This is a genomic window from Methylomonas sp. MS20, from assembly GCF_050275925.1.
Classification (GTDB): domain Bacteria; phylum Pseudomonadota; class Gammaproteobacteria; order Methylococcales; family Methylomonadaceae; genus Methylomonas; species Methylomonas koyamae_A.
Genome location: NZ_CP189962.1, coordinates 342,138 through 357,431 on the forward strand (window position 1 = coordinate 342,138; position 15,294 = coordinate 357,431).

14 protein-coding genes are annotated in these 15,294 nt (G+C 57.0%); 9 read left to right on the plus strand and 5 right to left on the minus strand.

The features are described from left to right. Positions 1-49: 49 nt before the first annotated feature. From ACQE3D_RS01515 to ACQE3D_RS01530, 4 genes are all read left to right on the plus strand, one after another. Positions 50-1,066: an efflux RND transporter periplasmic adaptor subunit gene (locus ACQE3D_RS01515; protein WP_313729287.1), complete on the plus strand. Its 1,017-nt coding sequence runs from the start codon at positions 50-52 to the stop codon at positions 1,064-1,066. Continuing rightward, positions 1,066-4,128 (plus strand): efflux RND transporter permease subunit, encoded by a 3,063-nt coding sequence (locus ACQE3D_RS01520; protein WP_313729286.1) that lies wholly within the window; start codon positions 1,066-1,068, stop codon positions 4,126-4,128. Before ACQE3D_RS01515 ends, ACQE3D_RS01520 begins: the two co-directional genes overlap by 1 nt. Beyond that, positions 4,125-4,430 (plus strand): DUF3240 family protein, encoded by a 306-nt coding sequence (locus ACQE3D_RS01525; RefSeq protein WP_064025324.1) that lies wholly within the window; start codon positions 4,125-4,127, stop codon positions 4,428-4,430. The genes ACQE3D_RS01520 and ACQE3D_RS01525 overlap by 4 nt, the downstream gene beginning before the upstream one ends. 86 nt (positions 4,431-4,516) lie before the next feature. Then, positions 4,517-5,227: a DUF3240 family protein gene (locus ACQE3D_RS01530; protein WP_064025322.1), complete on the plus strand. Its 711-nt coding sequence runs from the start codon at positions 4,517-4,519 to the stop codon at positions 5,225-5,227. Positions 5,228-5,303: 76 nt separating this feature from the next. Here the strand turns inward: ACQE3D_RS01530 and fdxA are convergent, their stop codons facing one another. The 5 genes from fdxA to ACQE3D_RS01555 form a co-directional block, all read right to left on the minus strand. Next, positions 5,304-5,627 (minus strand): ferredoxin FdxA, encoded by a 324-nt coding sequence (fdxA, locus tag ACQE3D_RS01535; RefSeq protein ID WP_064025319.1) that lies wholly within the window; start codon positions 5,625-5,627, stop codon positions 5,304-5,306. 142 nt (positions 5,628-5,769) lie between these two features. Next, complete coding sequence (fusA, locus tag ACQE3D_RS01540) at positions 5,770-7,881, minus strand: elongation factor G (RefSeq protein ID WP_071160258.1); 2,112 nt, start codon at positions 7,879-7,881, stop codon at positions 5,770-5,772. Positions 7,882-8,086: 205 nt separating this feature from the next. Beyond that, positions 8,087-9,040, minus strand: a complete 954-nt coding sequence (locus ACQE3D_RS01545; RefSeq protein ID WP_313729285.1) for a ketopantoate reductase family protein — start codon at positions 9,038-9,040, stop codon at positions 8,087-8,089. Next, complete coding sequence (gene hda, locus ACQE3D_RS01550) at positions 9,037-9,729, minus strand: DnaA regulatory inactivator Hda (RefSeq protein ID WP_071160262.1); 693 nt, start codon at positions 9,727-9,729, stop codon at positions 9,037-9,039. Before hda ends, ACQE3D_RS01545 begins: the two co-directional genes overlap by 4 nt. 5 nt (positions 9,730-9,734) lie before the next feature. Then, positions 9,735-10,085, minus strand: coding sequence for a DUF2069 domain-containing protein (locus ACQE3D_RS01555; protein WP_064025311.1), 351 nt, complete (start codon positions 10,083-10,085; stop codon positions 9,735-9,737). 155 nt (positions 10,086-10,240) lie between these two features. On the opposite strand from ACQE3D_RS01555, the gene rph reads away from it, so the two are divergent. From rph to ACQE3D_RS01580, 5 genes are all read left to right on the plus strand, one after another. Next, positions 10,241-10,978 (plus strand): ribonuclease PH, encoded by a 738-nt coding sequence (gene rph / locus ACQE3D_RS01560; RefSeq protein WP_064025309.1) that lies wholly within the window; start codon positions 10,241-10,243, stop codon positions 10,976-10,978. Further along, positions 10,975-11,562, plus strand: a complete 588-nt coding sequence (rdgB, locus tag ACQE3D_RS01565; RefSeq protein WP_281022029.1) for an RdgB/HAM1 family non-canonical purine NTP pyrophosphatase — start codon at positions 10,975-10,977, stop codon at positions 11,560-11,562. The genes rph and rdgB overlap by 4 nt, the downstream gene beginning before the upstream one ends. Continuing rightward, on the plus strand, positions 11,559-12,620 hold the full coding sequence (locus tag ACQE3D_RS01570; RefSeq protein WP_313729284.1) for a phosphotransferase enzyme family protein: 1,062 nt from the start codon (positions 11,559-11,561) through the stop codon (positions 12,618-12,620). Before rdgB ends, ACQE3D_RS01570 begins: the two co-directional genes overlap by 4 nt. 56 nt (positions 12,621-12,676) lie before the next feature. After that, complete coding sequence (locus ACQE3D_RS01575; RefSeq protein ID WP_281022031.1) at positions 12,677-13,210, plus strand: hypothetical protein; 534 nt, start codon at positions 12,677-12,679, stop codon at positions 13,208-13,210. Positions 13,211-13,368: 158 nt separating this feature from the next. Then, positions 13,369-15,282, plus strand: coding sequence for a diguanylate cyclase (locus ACQE3D_RS01580; RefSeq protein WP_313729283.1), 1,914 nt, complete (start codon positions 13,369-13,371; stop codon positions 15,280-15,282). Positions 15,283-15,294: the final 12 nt, after the last annotated feature.

Sequence of the window (15,294 nt, forward strand, 5' to 3'; positions counted from 1 at the left end):
TTTTATCGTGTCTTGCGGACAAGCGAGCGCGGAACTCTCGCAAATTCGCATGTCCCAACAGCAAATCGACAATCTGGATGTGCGAGTGGCGCCTCTTGCCGCCAGCTCGGACATCCCGCTGTTTTACGCGCCGGCGCGCGTGACTGTGCCGGCCGATCGCGAAGCGCTGGTCGCCAGCAGCGTGGCGGGTCTGGTCACTAAAATTCACGTCAATATCGGCGATCGGGTGGTCAAGGGCCAGGTGCTGGCCACGTTGAACAGCCCGGAGTTGGTTGGTTTGCAACAGGCTTATTTGACGGCCGGTAGCGAGCATAATTTGGCCGATATCGAGCAAGGGCGCGACCAAAAGTTGTTGCAGGAAGGCGTGATCGCCGAACGGCGTTTGCAAGAAACCGAAGTGTTGCATGGCAGCAAATCGGCCAAGGCCGATGAAACCAGACAATTGCTCGAGCTTGCGGGCATGTCGGTTGGCGAAATTAAGCAACTGGCGAAAACCAAGCGCTTGAATAACCAACTGGCGATCCGCTCTCCGCTGGATGGCGTGGTATTGGAACGGCTGGTGGTGTTGGGCAGTCGATTGGATATGCAGACGCCGCTGTTCCGGGTCGCCGATCTCTCGCAATTGTGGCTGGAAATCAATATTCCGCAAGAACGGATGGGGCAGGTCAAGATTGGCGACAGCGTCGGCGTCGAAGATAGCGGTATCGTCGCCCGCGTTGCTTTGCTGGGCCAAAGCGTCAACCGAGATAACCAAACCGTCGCCGCCCGGGCCGTGCTCGATGGCAAGGCCGAGGGCTTACGCGTCGGTCAAAGCGTCAACGTCAAACTGCTGGGTGGTGGTCAGACCGGTTTCCGGGTGCCGAATACCGCGTTGGCGCAAAACGAAGGCCATAGTTATGTATTCGTGCGCAATGCCGAAGGCTTCGCGGTGACCGAGGTCAGCGTGGCTGGTAAACAAGCCGATGTGACTTTGGTTAACGGCCCGTTGACCGGTAACGAGCAAATAGCCGTCAAGGGCGCGGTGGCGTTGAAGGCTAACTGGTTGGGTTTAGGGGGCGACGAATAATGGCCGGCTTGATCCGCTTTGCGCTGATCCAGCGCCTGTTGGTCATGCTGGCGGTCGCGTTGCTGACCGGCGGCGGCTATTACGCGTTCACCAATATCCCGATCGACGCGTTTCCGGAGGTGTCGCCAACTCAGGTCAAAATTATCGTCAAGGCCAACGGCATGACACCGGAAGAGGTCGAAGCCAGAATTACCGCGCCCGTCGAAGTCGAGTTGCTGGGCATTCCCCACCAAGTCATGCTGCGCTCGCTAGCCAAGTACGCGATCACCGATATTACGCTCGATTTCGAGGAAGGCACCGATATTTATTGGGCGCGGCAACAGGTGGCGGAGCGGCTGAACGGGATTTGGGGCAACTTGCCGGAAGGGGTTCAGGGCGGTATCGCGCCAATGACGACGCCGCTCGGCGAGATGTTCATGTTCGCGATCGAAGGCGGCGATTTGACTCTGATGCAGCGCCGCGAGCTGCTCGATTGGACGATACGGCCGGCCTTGCGGACCGTTAAGGGCGTGGCGGATGTCAACGCCTTGGGCGGCGAGGTTCGCAGTTTCGAAGTGGTGCCGGACAACATTCGAATGGCGGCACGCCATATCGACATCGCACAACTCAGCGCGGCCTTGAAGAAAAACAATGCCAACGATGGCGCGGGGCGCTTGACCGAGGGCGAGGAGGCACTGATCGTCCGTGCGGAAGGCCGGATTCGCGACGAGCACGACATCGCGACGATCGTGGTCGCCGAGCGCGACGGTCTGCCGGTCAAAATCGAAGACGTCGCCGAAATCAGGATAGGCGCGCTGACTCGTTACGGCGCGGTCAGCAAGGATGGGGTCGGCGAGGCGGTCACCGCGGTGGTGCTGGGCTTGCGCGGCGCCAATGCTCGGCAGACCATCGCGCTGCTAGAGGAAAAATTGGGGCAATTGCAGCCCAGTTTGCCTGAAGGCGTTAAGATCAATGTGTTTTACAACCGGGGCGTGTTGGTCGGCAAGGCGGTCGCGACCGTATCCCAGGCGCTGCTCGAAGCGATCGTCCTGGTCGTAATTCTGCTGATTGTGTTTCTGGGCGATTTGCGGGCCGCGGTGACCGTGGCCTTGGCACTGCCGATGGCGGCGCTGATTACGTTTATCCTGATGCAGGCCTTCGGCATGTCGGCCAATCTAATGAGTCTGGGCGGCTTGGCGATTGCGATCGGCATGCTGGTGGACGGTGCCGTCGTGGTTGTCGAAAACATCATTACCCAACTCGCCGACCATCGTAAAGCCGAGCATTTGCCGCGCCTGCACCTGATTTATCGGGCGACCCGGGAAGTCGCCGCGCCGGTGACGTCGGGCATCCTGATCATTGTCATCGTATTTTTGCCGTTGTTGACGCTGCAAGGGCTGGAAGGCAAATTGTTCGGCCCGGTCGCGATGACGATCGTGTTCGCGCTGAGCGGTTCCTTGTTGTTGTCGCTGACGGTGATTCCGGTGTTGGCCTCGTTTCTGTTGAAGAATGTGTCGCACGAAGAGCCTTGGCTGCCGCGTAAATTACTGGCTTTGTATCAGCCGGTGTTGGCGTGGTGTTTGGCGAACGCCAAAACGGTGTTTATCGTCGCGGGAGGATTGTTGCTGGCAACGCTACTGGTTTTCAGTCGAATCGGCAGCACTTTCATACCGACGATGGACGAAGGCGACATTATCGTGCAACTCGAAAAATTGCCGTCGATTACGTTGGCGGATTCGGTGGCGCTGGATGTGCGGGTGCAGAAAAACATTCTCGAGCATGTTCCGGAAGTGGCTCACGTGGTGTCCAGGGTCGGCACCGACGAATTGGGTTTGGATCCGATGAGCCTCAACGACACGGATACCTTTTTAATTCTGAAACCGAAAGCCGAATGGCGGATGCATACCAAGGAAGCGCTGATCGAGGAAATCCGCAAGGTCATGCCGCACACGCCGGGTATTGCGTTCGGCTTTACCCAGCCCATCGAAATGCGGGTTTCCGAGATGTTGACCGGTACGCGCGGCGACGTGGCGATCAAGCTGTTCGGCAGCGATCTGAACGTGTTGAATCATAAGGCGGAGGAAATCGAAGCGGTATTGAAGACAATACCCGGCGCCAGCGACGTCTTCACTCGCAAAAACGAAGGCATGCAATTTCTGCAATTGAAAATCGACCGGTCGGCCGCCGGTCGTTACGGTTTGGATGCCGAAGGCATCGAGAATCTGCTCAGAGCGCAGATAGAAGGTTTGCAGCTCGGCATCGTTCAAGAAGGCGTCAAGCGCACACCGCTGTTACTGCGCGGCGCCAGCAACACCGCGAATTTCGATAATTTGCAAATCACGCTGCCGAGCGGCAGCCACATACCGATTTCGGCGGTAGCGAAAATCGAAGCGGTGGAAGGCGTGGTGTCGATAGATCGGGAAAAAGGCCAGCGCTTTGTCGTGATTCGCTGCAATGTCGAAGAGCGCGATCTGGTCGGTTTCGTCGAAGAGGCTCGCAAGACGGTCGCGGAACGTGTCCGACTGCCGACCGGTTTTCACGTCGAATTCGGCGGTCAGTTCGAGAACCAACAACGCGCCGCAGCCCGGCTCGGTTTGGTGATCCCGTTGGCGCTTGGCTTGATCTTCCTATTACTGTTTTCGACCTTCGGTTCGGTGCGGCAAGCCTTACTGGTGTTGTCTAACATTCCGTTGGCGATGGTGGGCGGCGTGTTCGGACTGTGGTTATCCGGGGAATATTTGTCGGTGCCGGCCTCGGTGGGTTTTATCGCGCTGCTCGGTATCGCGGTATTGAATGGCGTGGTGATGGTCAGTTACTTTAATCAGCTATGCGCGACCGGTCTGGAATTGTCGCGCGTCGTGATTGTCGGCTCTTGCCGTAGGCTGCGTCCGGTGCTAATGACGGCTAGTATCGCCGCGTTCGGCTTGATTCCGCTATTGTTCGCCTCGGGGCCGGGCTCGGAAGTGCAACGGCCCTTGGCCATCGTGGTCACCGGAGGGCTGGTGTCGTCGACGCTACTCACGCTGATTTTGTTGCCAATACTGTATCGTGCTTACGGGCGCGGCGAGGAGACCGCTGAATGAATCATGAGGCTTATCTGCTAATGGTCGACGTTCCACCGGATTTGGAGGAGCAATTCGTGGACTTTTTATTGGCGTTGGCGTGGCGGCAAAGTTTTTCCTGTATGCCGGCGAATATCCACGACGCGGACGACCAGGGCCTGTCGCTGGCCGAGCAGGTCAGCGGTTATCGGCGCAAGGTCCGCTTTCAAATTTTTATCGAAAAAACCAACATTTCCGGGTTATTGACTAAGCTAAAAGCGGACTTCGCGGGCGCCGGCTTAAAGTATTGGTTGTTGCCGGCATTGGAGCGCGGAAAAATCTGACCGCGAGGTATGCAGAATTCAGTACGGAATGCTACAGTTGTCTCGTATGTTTAAAAAACCGACCCTGTCACTTTGCAAGCGAACCGATGAACATATTTCTGAGAAGAATTCCGGCCAACACCAGACACTCCGAAATTACCGAATTCATTAGTCCGGCCTTGAAAAGCGGCTTTTTCCTGAAGCCGGGCCGGATAGTGGACGTGCAGATTCTGGCACTGCAAGACAGTCGCTTCGGTTCCATGGAGTATCACGGCTTGGTGACGCTGGATTCGGAGTTGACCGTGCAGCGGGTCATCAAGGGTTTGAAAAACCGGCGCTTTAACGGCCGGATGGTGGTCGTTAGACCTTATTACCATCGCAGTTGGTATAACGATCCCCGGCAGCATCAGCGAGCCGATAATGAATTTGTCGAAAAACGCAAGGGAGACCGGCGGCGCGGCAAATTTCTGCAAGTCGTCAAAAATGCGTCGGATCGATTCAATAGCGAGGACGACTTTGTCAACACGCTACAGCATCAGCAATTTTCGATTTCGTTTGTCGTGCCCGGCGATATGGAAGCGGCGGTGATGGAGTGTTTGGACGAGTTCGAAACCATGCGCTTGAACGGGGACGCGGCCAGTCACAAAATCGTCAAGCTGCCCAGCGAGCATGACGAAGCAGAGCCCAGAAATACCAGTTTTCAGATTTACTCGGAAAAAATTGTGATTTCCGCGCTTTTGGAGCGCTTAAAGGCTGAGTTCGCCGGCTCGGGTATCCATTATTGGATCATGCCGGTCGTCGAGAAAGGCGAGATTTGATGCTTTAAAGCGTTAGCCTACGTTGTTGGCGGGGAGCGCCAGCGATGTCGCGGCGCTCCCTGTATCCCGTAACGGATTATTTTTCCAGCAATTTAAATTTGTCCGGCTTGCCGTTCCATTCGTCGGCGTCCGGCATCGCGTCCTTGACTTCTGTGATCAACGGCCAGGTTTTGGCCAATTCGGCGTTCAACGCCGCGAAGTGCTCTTGGCCTTCCGGCAGCTCATCTTCGGCGTGAATCGCACCGGCCGGGCATTCCGGTTCGCACAGCGTGCAATCGATGCATTCGTCCGGATCGATAACCAGAAAATTGGGTCCTTCGTGAAAGCAGTCGACAGGGCATACGTCGACGCAATCGGTATATTTGCATTTGATGCAGTTTTCGGTAATTACAAATGCCATAGTGTTCTCCCAAAGTGGGGTGCGGGATTAAGCTGACGTACATCGCGCAAGCTTTATCGTTAAAGAGACGCCTGAAAGACAGGCGGCCAAATCGCAAAAAAGGCTGCTCGGAGACCTTGCGGTCTCGGGGCAGCCCCACTGTTTACTTGTCTTTGTTTTTGTTGCGTTCGTTGACTTCCTTGATCACTTCGTCGGCCACGTTTTTCGGGCAGGCGATGTAATGCGAGAATTCCATCGAGAATTGGCCGCGACCGGAGGTCATCGTCCGCAAGTCGCCGATGTAACCGAACATGTCGCTCAGCGGTACGTCCGCTTTGATGCGAACGCCGGTGACGCCTGGATCTTGGGATTTGATCATGCCGCGGCGGCGGTTCAAGTCGCCGATCACGTCGCCCACGTGTGCTTCCGGTGTGAACACGTCGACTTTCATGATCGGTTCCAGCAATTGCGGACCGGCTTTCGGAATCGATTGACGATACGCGGCGCGGGCGGCGATTTCGAACGCGATGGATGACGAGTCAACCGCGTGGAACGCACCGTCGGTCAGGTTGACTTTGAAGTCCAAGCAAGGGAAGCCCGCCAATACACCTTTCTCGATACTGGCTTTGAAACCTTTTTCGACGGCTGGCCAGTATTCGCGAGGTACGTTACCGCCGACAACCGAGGATTCGAATTGGAAGCCGCTGCCGGGTTCGCCGGGTTCGATGATGTAGTTGATTTTCGCGTATTGGCCTGAACCGCCGGATTGTTTTTTGTGGACGTATTCGTCTTCGATACGTTTGGTGATGGTTTCGCGGTAAGCCACCTGTGGTTTACCGACGTTCACTTCGACACCGTGGGTCCGTTTCAGGATGTCCACTTTAATATCCAAGTGCAGCTCGCCCATGCCTTTGATGATGGTTTCGCCGGATTCCTGGTCGGTTTCGACGCGGAATGACGGGTCTTCGGCGACCATTTTGCCGATCGCGATACCCATTTTTTCGTTGCTGCCCTTGTCTTTTGGCGAAATCGCAATCGAGATAACGGGGTCAGGGAATACCATCGGCTCCAATGTGGCCGGTTTGTCCGGATCGCACAAGGTGTGACCGGTTTGCACGCTTTTCAAACCGATCAACGCGACGATGTCGCCGGCTTGCGCGGTTTCGATTTCGTTACGGTCGTCGGCGTGCATTTCCACCATCCGGCCGACCCGCTCGGTTTTGCCTGTGTAGGTGTTCAGGACCGTGTCGCCTTTTTTCAGCTTGCCGGAGTAAATACGTACGAAGTTCAGCGCACCGAAACGGTCGTCCATGATTTTGAACACCAGGCCGCGGAATGGGCGCTCGGGGTCGACGATCGCGTGTTCGCCGGTCGGAACGCCTTCGATGTCGGTTTCCGGTTGCGGATTGACTTCGGTCGGGTTCGGCAGGTATTCGACGACGCCGTCCAATACCAATTGCACGCCTTTGTTTTTGAACGAAGAGCCGCAAAAGGTTGGGAAGAAATCCATCGCGATGGTGCCCTTGCGGATACACTTTTTGATTTCTTCGATGGTCGGCTCTTCGCCTTCCAGATATTTTTCCATGATGTCGTCGTCTTGATCGGCGACTTGGTCGATCAGTTTGGCGCGCCATTCTTCGACTTGCTCGACCATATCGGCCGGCACGTCTTGGATTTCATATTTCAACGGGTCGCCGGAGTTATCCCAAATCCAGGCTTTGCGGGTCAATAAGTCGATCACGCCGACAAAGTTTTCTTCCTCGCCGATCGGCAGGGTCATAACCACTGGTTTGGCGCCTAGTACGTCCTCGACTTGTTTGACGACGCGGTAGAAGTTCGCGCCCAAACGGTCCAGTTTGTTGACATAGATAACGCGAGCGACTTTGGAGTCGTTCGCATAGCGCCAGTTGGTTTCCGATTGCGGTTCAACGCCGCCGGAGCCGCAGAATACGCCGATACCGCCGTCCAACACTTTCAGCGAACGATACACTTCGATCGTAAAGTCGACGTGGCCCGGGGTGTCGATGATGTTGAAGCGGTGCGGCGGAAATTGGTTGGTACTACCCGGCCACATACAGGTGGTCGCGGCCGATTGAATGGTGATGCCGCGTTCTTGCTCTTGCACCATGAAGTCTGTGGTCGCCGCACCGTCGTGTACTTCGCCGATTTTGTGGATTTTTCCGGTCAGCTTCAAAATCCGCTCGGTCGTGGTGGTTTTACCGGCATCGACGTGAGCGAAGATCCCGATGTTTCTATAAAGCGATAGATCAGTCATGGTTATACTCTAAAAATGGACATAAAAATTCTTTAACCCCAGCACCATTGCCACGGTTTTAGTGGGTCACATAGCTGCTGTTCTAGCGAAGTATGCGGCCGGACTCCACTTTCCAAGCAACTTGGAAGTCAGCGAGCGGCTTCTTCAAAGACAAGGTCAATGAAAATCTTCACATTCTAACCGAAAAATCGGCAAAAACGGAATGTCAATTGTGTGACGGGTGTTTTCCGCCCAGGCCCGTCGCCGACTGTTGTTCCCGTAAGCGCATCAACGCATATAAGGATTGCAGGCAAGGCACATCCAAACCCAAACGTTCGGCGGCGCGGACAGTATTGCCGAGTATCGCCTCGGTTTCCATACCCTGGCCGGTTTCGAAATCCAGCAACATACTGGTTTTGTAGGGCGGCATGCTTCGAGTCATCGCGATATTTCGCTCGATAATGTCGGCAGGCAGCGGATGGCCGGCGGCTTCGGCGATGGCTTGGACTTCCGTCATGATACGTCTGATCAGCGATTCCTGGCTCTGCAGGATGGTCTGAGTCGCCAATCCGCCGGACAGCACCGACAGCGGGTTGAACGGCGCGTTCCAGACGCATTTTTGCCAACGGCCGCCGACGATGTCTTCGCAAGTTTCGGCCTCAATGCCGCTGGTCCGGTACAGGTCCGCCAGGCGGCGGGTTTTGTCCGAGACTCCGCTCGGCATATTGCCTAACAGCAGCCGGCCGTAGGCCAGATGTTGAATTTCGCCCGGTGCGATCCGGTTACAGCAAACGAAGGCCAGGCCGCTGATCAGTTCGTTATCGGGAAACGCGGCCTGCAACTCCGCTTCGATGTCGATGCCGTTTTGAATGAAGACGATCGCGGTATTTGGGCCAACCGCGTCGCGAATCAATTCGGCCCGGTCCAAATCGGGTTTGACCTTGGTACACAGCAGCAGGAAATCCGGCTCGCCGCCGTATTCGCCGGCGCGTTGCACCAGGCGCCGCGGAAAAAACCGCCAACTGCCCAGCTCCCGGCTGTCGATTCGGAAGCCTCGCCGTTTGACGGTCTCGAAATCCGAGCGGCAGGTCATCGTCACGTCGGCACCGGCCTTGGCCAGTAAGGCGCCGTAAAAGCCGCCGATCGCGCCGCTGCCCACCACCAATACTTTATTGCTCATAGCTCACCCGCCAAAATTTGTTTCAGGAACGGCACGGTCAGTTTGCGCTTCGCCGCCAGCGTCGCTTGGTCGATTTTGTCTAATAGCAGCCAAAGCGCGGGCAAATCGTGGACGTAGTGGTTCAGTAAAAACCGTCCGACCGATGCCGGAATGTCGAAACCCAGAAAATGCGCCTTGTGATTTAACGCCGCGATTAATTGATCGTCGCGCAAACTCTGGATTTTTAGCGTCAGTCCCCAACCCATTCGGGTTTTCAAATCCAGTAATTCGAAAGGCAGAAATTTAGGTGGACAATCGGCGGCTAATACCAGCTTGTTTCCGTTTTGGCGGTGGCGATTGTAGAAATTGAATAAAGCTTGCTGCCAATCGGCACGCCCTGCTAAAACAGGCAGGTCATCCAGGCAAACCAACGCCATGTCATCCAGGCCCTCCAGCACGGCCGGCGGCGGCAGACGGGCCGCGGTCAGGCACAGGTAAAATGGGTCCATGCCGATCGCCTTGGCGTGTTGGCAACATGCCTGCAGTAGATGGCTCTTGCCGCTGCCGGTATCGCCCCAAATGTACAATTGCTGTTCCCCGTTCGGTGCCGCCAAGCTTTGCAGTTGTCCGACGATTTCGGCGTTCTGGCCGGCGTAATAGCTCGCGAAGGTCTGATGGCTCTGGAATTCGAACTGAAGCGGCACTTGCATCGCGGCTAGCCTCTGATTTTCTCGGCTTTATAGACGTAAAGCCCCGCGCCGAAACACAGTAACAGGCTGAAGCCGACCTCGGCCAGTGCGTAGGTCCGGCTAGCCGGATCGACATAGGCTTCGATAATGCCATGCACGAAGTACGGCAAACTCAGGTAGCTCATCCAGGTGCAGCTTTTCAGGTCGCGGTTTAACAAGCCGCGCATCGGCAACAGCAATGGACCGGCGCTGACCAACAATACCAGTGCCGTTGGAATGTGCTTGGGCGGCGCCAGCAGCGTGGGCCAGGCCATCAATAACAAAAACAGGCCGAAAAATCCGGCCAGGCCGGCGTAGTAATAATGGATGCGTTGCATGAACGGGACAGGGCGTTGAGCGATTCGACAGGCGGCTATTATCACAGACTCGGCTCGGGAATGTTGGCCGGCTACCTTCTGCTGCCCGGGCGGCGCTAAGAAATCTTCGGTAGCAGCGCGTATAATCCCGCCATTTTACGACAAGGCAGATCCAGATGAGACCCAGCGGACGCACCCCCGAGCAACTGAGAGAAATACGCTTTACCTGCAATTACACCAAGCATGCCGAAGGCTCTGTGTTGGTAGAGTTCGGGGATACTCGGGTCTTGTGTACCGCCAGTGTCGACACTAGCGTGCCGCGCTTTCTGAAAGGCAAGGGCGAGGGCTGGATCACCGCCGAATACGGTATGTTGCCGCGTTCCACGCACAGCCGGATGGAGCGCGAAGCCGGTCGCGGCAAGCAGGGCGGGCGTACCCTGGAAATTCAACGCTTGATCGGCCGGTCGCTGCGTGCCGCTATCGACCTGAAAGCCTTGGGCGAAAACACGATCACCATCGATTGCGATGTGTTGCAGGCCGACGGCGGCACGCGCACTGCGTCGATTACCGGCGGCTTCGTGGCCTTGTCCATCGCCATCGAACATATGCTGAAAACCCAACGAATCAAGAAAAATCCGCTGCACGGCCAAGTGGCCTCGGTTTCGGTCGGAATCTACGGCGGCGTGCCGGTACTGGATTTGGATTATGCCGAGGATAGTCAGGCCGAAACCGACATGAACGTTGTGATGAACGATGCCGGTGCTTTCATTGAAATTCAGGGCACCGCCGAGGGGCATGCGTTCCGCAAGGACGAACTGAATGCGATGCTGGAGCTGGCCGAACTCGGCATACGCGAGTTACTGGACAAGCAAGCAGCGGCATTGCAAGCCGCCAAGACGCCGGCCGCCGCATGAGTTCCATCGTGCTGGCCAGTGGTAATGCCGGCAAGATTCGGGAAATTCAGGCGATTTTGCAAAACGATTTGATTCTGCCGCAATCGCAATTTCAGGTCGTCGAGCCGGAGGAAACCGGTTCGACCTTCGTCGAAAATGCCATCATCAAGGCGCGCAATGCCGCGCGGCATTGCGGGTTGCCGGCCATCGCCGATGACTCCGGCTTGGTCGTCGATGCGCTGGGCGGCGCGCCCGGTGTGCTGTCGGCCCGCTACGCCGGCGCGGCTGCGTCGGATAGCGACAACAACGCCAAGTTGCTCGATGCTCTGTCGGCTGTGCCCGACCACCAGCGCACGGCCCGCTTTGTCTGCGTAATGGTGTTCATGCGTCATGCCGACGATCCGACCCCGATCGTCGCTCAGGGCGTTTGGGAAGGGCGTATCCTACGCGAACCGCTCGGCGGCAACGGCTTTGGCTACGATCCGTTGTTTTGGGTGGAGGCCTTCGCAAGTTCTTCGGCGCAACTGGCGCCCGAGCAAAAAAATGCCGTCAGCCATCGCGGCCAGGCTCTGCAAGAGCTGCGCCGCCAACTCGGCGGCTTGTGAATAACCTACGCGGCATCGCCGAGCATTTTGCCGGCGGGCAGTCGGTGTTGGCCGTCGAATCGCTCGGCAATGGCCTGATCAACGATACTTACGCGGCGGCAACCGCAACCGGGCGGTTCGTGCTGCAGCGCTTGAATTCCGAGGTGTTCGCTCGGCCCGATTGGGTGATGGCCAACTTGCGGTGCCTGACGGCTCACGCCGCACGGTGCGCCGAAACTAGCGGCTTGCAAGTACCGGGCTTGTTGACCGGTGCGAACGGCGCCGACGTTCTAATCGACGATCAGGGATTTAGCTGGCGAGCCCTGGAGTATCTTGGCCCGTCGGAAAGCCGAGAGGCGCTCAGCCGTCCGGCCGAAGCGACAGCCGTCGGCGAGGCGCTGGCCCGGTTTCACCGCTTATGCGCGGATTTGCCGGGCGAAGCGCTGCACGATACCTTGCCCGGCTTTCACATTACGCCGACCTATTACGAGACGTATCTGCAACGCCTCGAGCTGCCGTTACGGGTGGCCGCCGACGCCGACTTTGGTGAATGCGTTGCCTATATTGAGAGCCACGCGGCCGCTATTCCGGTGCTGGAGCAAGCCAAACAGCGCGGCGAGCTGGTCGAGCGAGTGATCCACGGCGATCCCAAGCTCAATAATTTTCTGTTCCGGCCCGGTAGCGATAGCATTATCGGCCTGATCGACCTGGATACCGTCAAACCCGGCCTGCCGCACTACGACATCGGCGATTGTTTGCGCTCTTGTTGTCATACGGACGGCGACCGTTTCGATCTGTCCACCGCGCGGCGCGTTCTCGGCGGTTATTTGACGGTCTGCGGCGATCTTATCGATGCCGCCGCCGACGAAAGCCTGTATGCGGCCATCTGGTTGATTCCGTTCGAGCTGGGTTTGCGATTTTTCAGCGATTATCTGGATGGCAGTCGCTATTTCAAGGTGAGCGATCCGTTGCACAACTTGCGACGCGCCCTAGCGCAGTTTCGGCTGTGCGACAGCATCGCCGAGCAGCGCGCGGCGTTGGAAAGCAGCATTTCGAAAGCGCGGCGCGGGACGGTTTGACAATCCGCAAGGCGCGGGAACACTGGTTTATGTCAACAATCCGCCAGGAGACGATTATGACAACTACCGTGGTTTCCGGACTGCCTTCCGCCCGTTCCGAATTCTCCGACGCCGTGCTTGTCGGCGCTATCGTCGATCGCGTTTGCGAAAAGATGCTCGACGATTATCGGATCAACCGATTTTTCAACAATCGCCCGGTTGCCGAACACGCCAAGGCACTAAAGGCCTATTTGAACGTGGCCTTATCCAGCGACTTAGACGCGTCCAAGCTGTTGGATGCTTATTTCGCGGTGGCTTTCGGACGCGACAGTCCCAAGCCCAGGACGTCGGCCGGTCATAATTTCGTGCCTTTGCCGGACGTCGTCCGCGCGGAGGAAGCACGCGCGAACAACTTGTTATGTCCGGCGCATCGGTGTTTGATGAAATTCCATCCGGACGACGCGCATTACGACGTAGCGATGGCGCATTTGGCTGCCGTCTTGGGCGAGCTTAAGGTTAGCGAAGCCGGCACCTACCGCCTGACCATGCTGGCGGAATCCGTGAGGGATGCCGTGTTGGGGCGGCGCGTTTATGACCGTAAAGTGGCCTAGAATTCGCTTGAGCGGCGGCCAAAGCCCTGTCCTGATTCGGTCCGGTTCCCGCCGGGCGATTTTTTTTCTTTGGCGTCACCGCGGGAGTAAGATACGCCGCCCCGGACCGCGCGCAGCATTGGTCTCGGTCCGAAATCCACGACTCCTGGTGCTTTGCCATGGCCGTTGCCAATCTAAAATTTGCCGATCTTGTCGATGTCGCGAGTTTGCAGACATTGATGGACGGGTTATGCGAGCTGATTGGCATCGCCAACGCCGTCATCGATACCGACGGCGTCGTTATCACCCACTCCGGTTGGCAAGAAGCCTGCGCGCTCTATCATCGCGTCGATCCCCGCACTCGCGGCAATTGTTTGGACAGCGATACGGTATTGGCCGCCAGTTTGCTGAAGGGAGAGGCGTTTGCGATTTACGCTTGCCTGAACGGTTTGGTGGACTGCGCGATGCCGATTATCGTCGACGGTTATCATGTCGCGAATATTTTTACCGGCCAGTGTTTTACCGAGTCGCCCGACTCCGATTATTTCCGGGAGCGAGCACAGAATCTGAAATTCGATGAAGAAGCGTATTTGCGTGCCATCGCCAAGATTCCGGTGGTGCCTCGAGAGCGTTTGGAGAAAATCACCCGCATGTACGCCGATCTGGCGCAAATTCTCGGAGCATACGGACTGGATCGCTTGCGCCAGCGGCAGACCGCCGAGGAATTAGTGACGTTAAGTCAGCGGCTGGCTGAAAAAGTCGAGGAACGTACCCTGGAGTTGCACGAACGCAATAGTCAGTTGCAGCGCGAGAAGCAGGCATTGACGGATAGCGAGGCGCGCTTGCAGGCCTTATTCGAAAACATGAGCAGCGGTGTTGCCGTGTATTTGCCGATTGACGCCGAAGCCAGCGATTTCGTGTTTCTGGCCTTTAATAAAGCGGCCGAGGCAATTGACAAGATTCAGCGTGACCAAGTGATAGGCCGCCCGTTGAGTCAGGTGTTTCCGGGCGCCGCCGAATTCGGTTTGGCGGCGGTATTGCGCCGGGTCGCCGCGACGGGTCGGGCCGAGGCGTTTCCATCCGCGCATTACCGGGACGGACGGGTCGACGGCTGGCGCGACAACTACGTTTACCAATTGCCCAGCGGCGAATTGGTGGCGATTTACGACGATGTGACCGAACTTCGCGAGCGCGAAACCGTGCGTCAGGAACTGGATGCCCGCTTCCGCTCCACCTTCGACGCCGCCGCCATCGGCATGGCGTTGGTTTTACCGGATGGCCGTTTCATGCAAGTCAACGCCGCGTTGTGCAAGATCGTCGGTTACAGCGAGGCGGAATTGCTGGGTCTGACTTTTCAAGACATCACCCATCCCGACGATTTACAAACCGATTTGAGTCAAGTTCAAGCGCTGTTGGACGGTGACGGTACCGGCTATCAGATGGAAAAACGTTATTTTCATAAGGACGGCCGGCTGATTTGGATTTTGCTGAGCGTTTCGGCGGTTCGGGACGGCGAAGACCGGATTTTGTACTTCGTGTCGCAAGTACAGGACATCACCGATCGCCGACATTTGCTGGAACAATTGGAACGACAGGCTCATCTGGATTATCTGACCGGTATCCCCAATCGGCGGTACTTCATGGAGCAGGCCGAACTGGAACTGGCCAGGGTACAGCGTTACGGCAACCACTTGTCGGTGTTGATGCTGGATATCGATCGCTTCAAGGCCATTAACGATACTTACGGCCACGCGATCGGGGATAGGGTTTTGCAGAAAATGGGGCAAATCTTCATCGAGACGCTCCGCGAAATCGACATTCCCGGCCGCTTGGGCGGCGAGGAATTTGCGGTGTTGTTGCCTGAAACCGGTTTGCAAAAAGCGGTCGAAGTGGCCGACCGCTTGCGGGTCATCGTCGCCGCCAGCAAAATTGCGCTGGCGTCGGGGTTGCCGTTACGGTTCACCGTGTCCATCGGTATCGCTACGTTGCGCGAATCCAGCGTCAACATCGATACCTTGCTGAATCTGGCGGACCAAGCGCTATACCAAGCCAAGCAAACCGGGCGTAACAAGGTGTGCTGCCTCGAGGAATAACGGCAACGACAA

Bases quoted from the DNA above. Each gene is read 5' to 3' on its own strand.
- ACQE3D_RS01515 (WP_313729287.1), top strand. From the start codon at position 50: ATGTCCCAACAGCAAATCGACAATCTGGATGTGCGAGTGGCGCCTCTT.
- ACQE3D_RS01520 (WP_313729286.1), top strand. From the start codon at position 1,066: ATGGCCGGCTTGATCCGCTTTGCGCTGATCCAGCGCCTGTTGGTCATG.
- ACQE3D_RS01525 (WP_064025324.1), top strand. From the start codon at position 4,125: ATGAATCATGAGGCTTATCTGCTAATGGTCGACGTTCCACCGGATTTG.
- ACQE3D_RS01530 (WP_064025322.1), top strand. From the start codon at position 4,517: ATGAACATATTTCTGAGAAGAATTCCGGCCAACACCAGACACTCCGAA.
- fdxA (WP_064025319.1), bottom strand. From the start codon at position 5,627: ATGGCATTTGTAATTACCGAAAACTGCATCAAATGCAAATATACCGAT.
- fusA (WP_071160258.1), bottom strand. From the start codon at position 7,881: ATGACTGATCTATCGCTTTATAGAAACATCGGGATCTTCGCTCACGTC.
- ACQE3D_RS01545 (WP_313729285.1), bottom strand. From the start codon at position 9,040: ATGAGCAATAAAGTATTGGTGGTGGGCAGCGGCGCGATCGGCGGCTTT.
- hda (WP_071160262.1), bottom strand. From the start codon at position 9,729: ATGCAAGTGCCGCTTCAGTTCGAATTCCAGAGCCATCAGACCTTCGCG.
- ACQE3D_RS01555 (WP_064025311.1), bottom strand. From the start codon at position 10,085: ATGCAACGCATCCATTATTACTACGCCGGCCTGGCCGGATTTTTCGGC.
- rph (WP_064025309.1), top strand. From the start codon at position 10,241: ATGAGACCCAGCGGACGCACCCCCGAGCAACTGAGAGAAATACGCTTT.
- rdgB (WP_281022029.1), top strand. From the start codon at position 10,975: ATGAGTTCCATCGTGCTGGCCAGTGGTAATGCCGGCAAGATTCGGGAA.
- ACQE3D_RS01575 (WP_281022031.1), top strand. From the start codon at position 12,677: ATGACAACTACCGTGGTTTCCGGACTGCCTTCCGCCCGTTCCGAATTC.
- ACQE3D_RS01580 (WP_313729283.1), top strand. From the start codon at position 13,369: ATGGCCGTTGCCAATCTAAAATTTGCCGATCTTGTCGATGTCGCGAGT.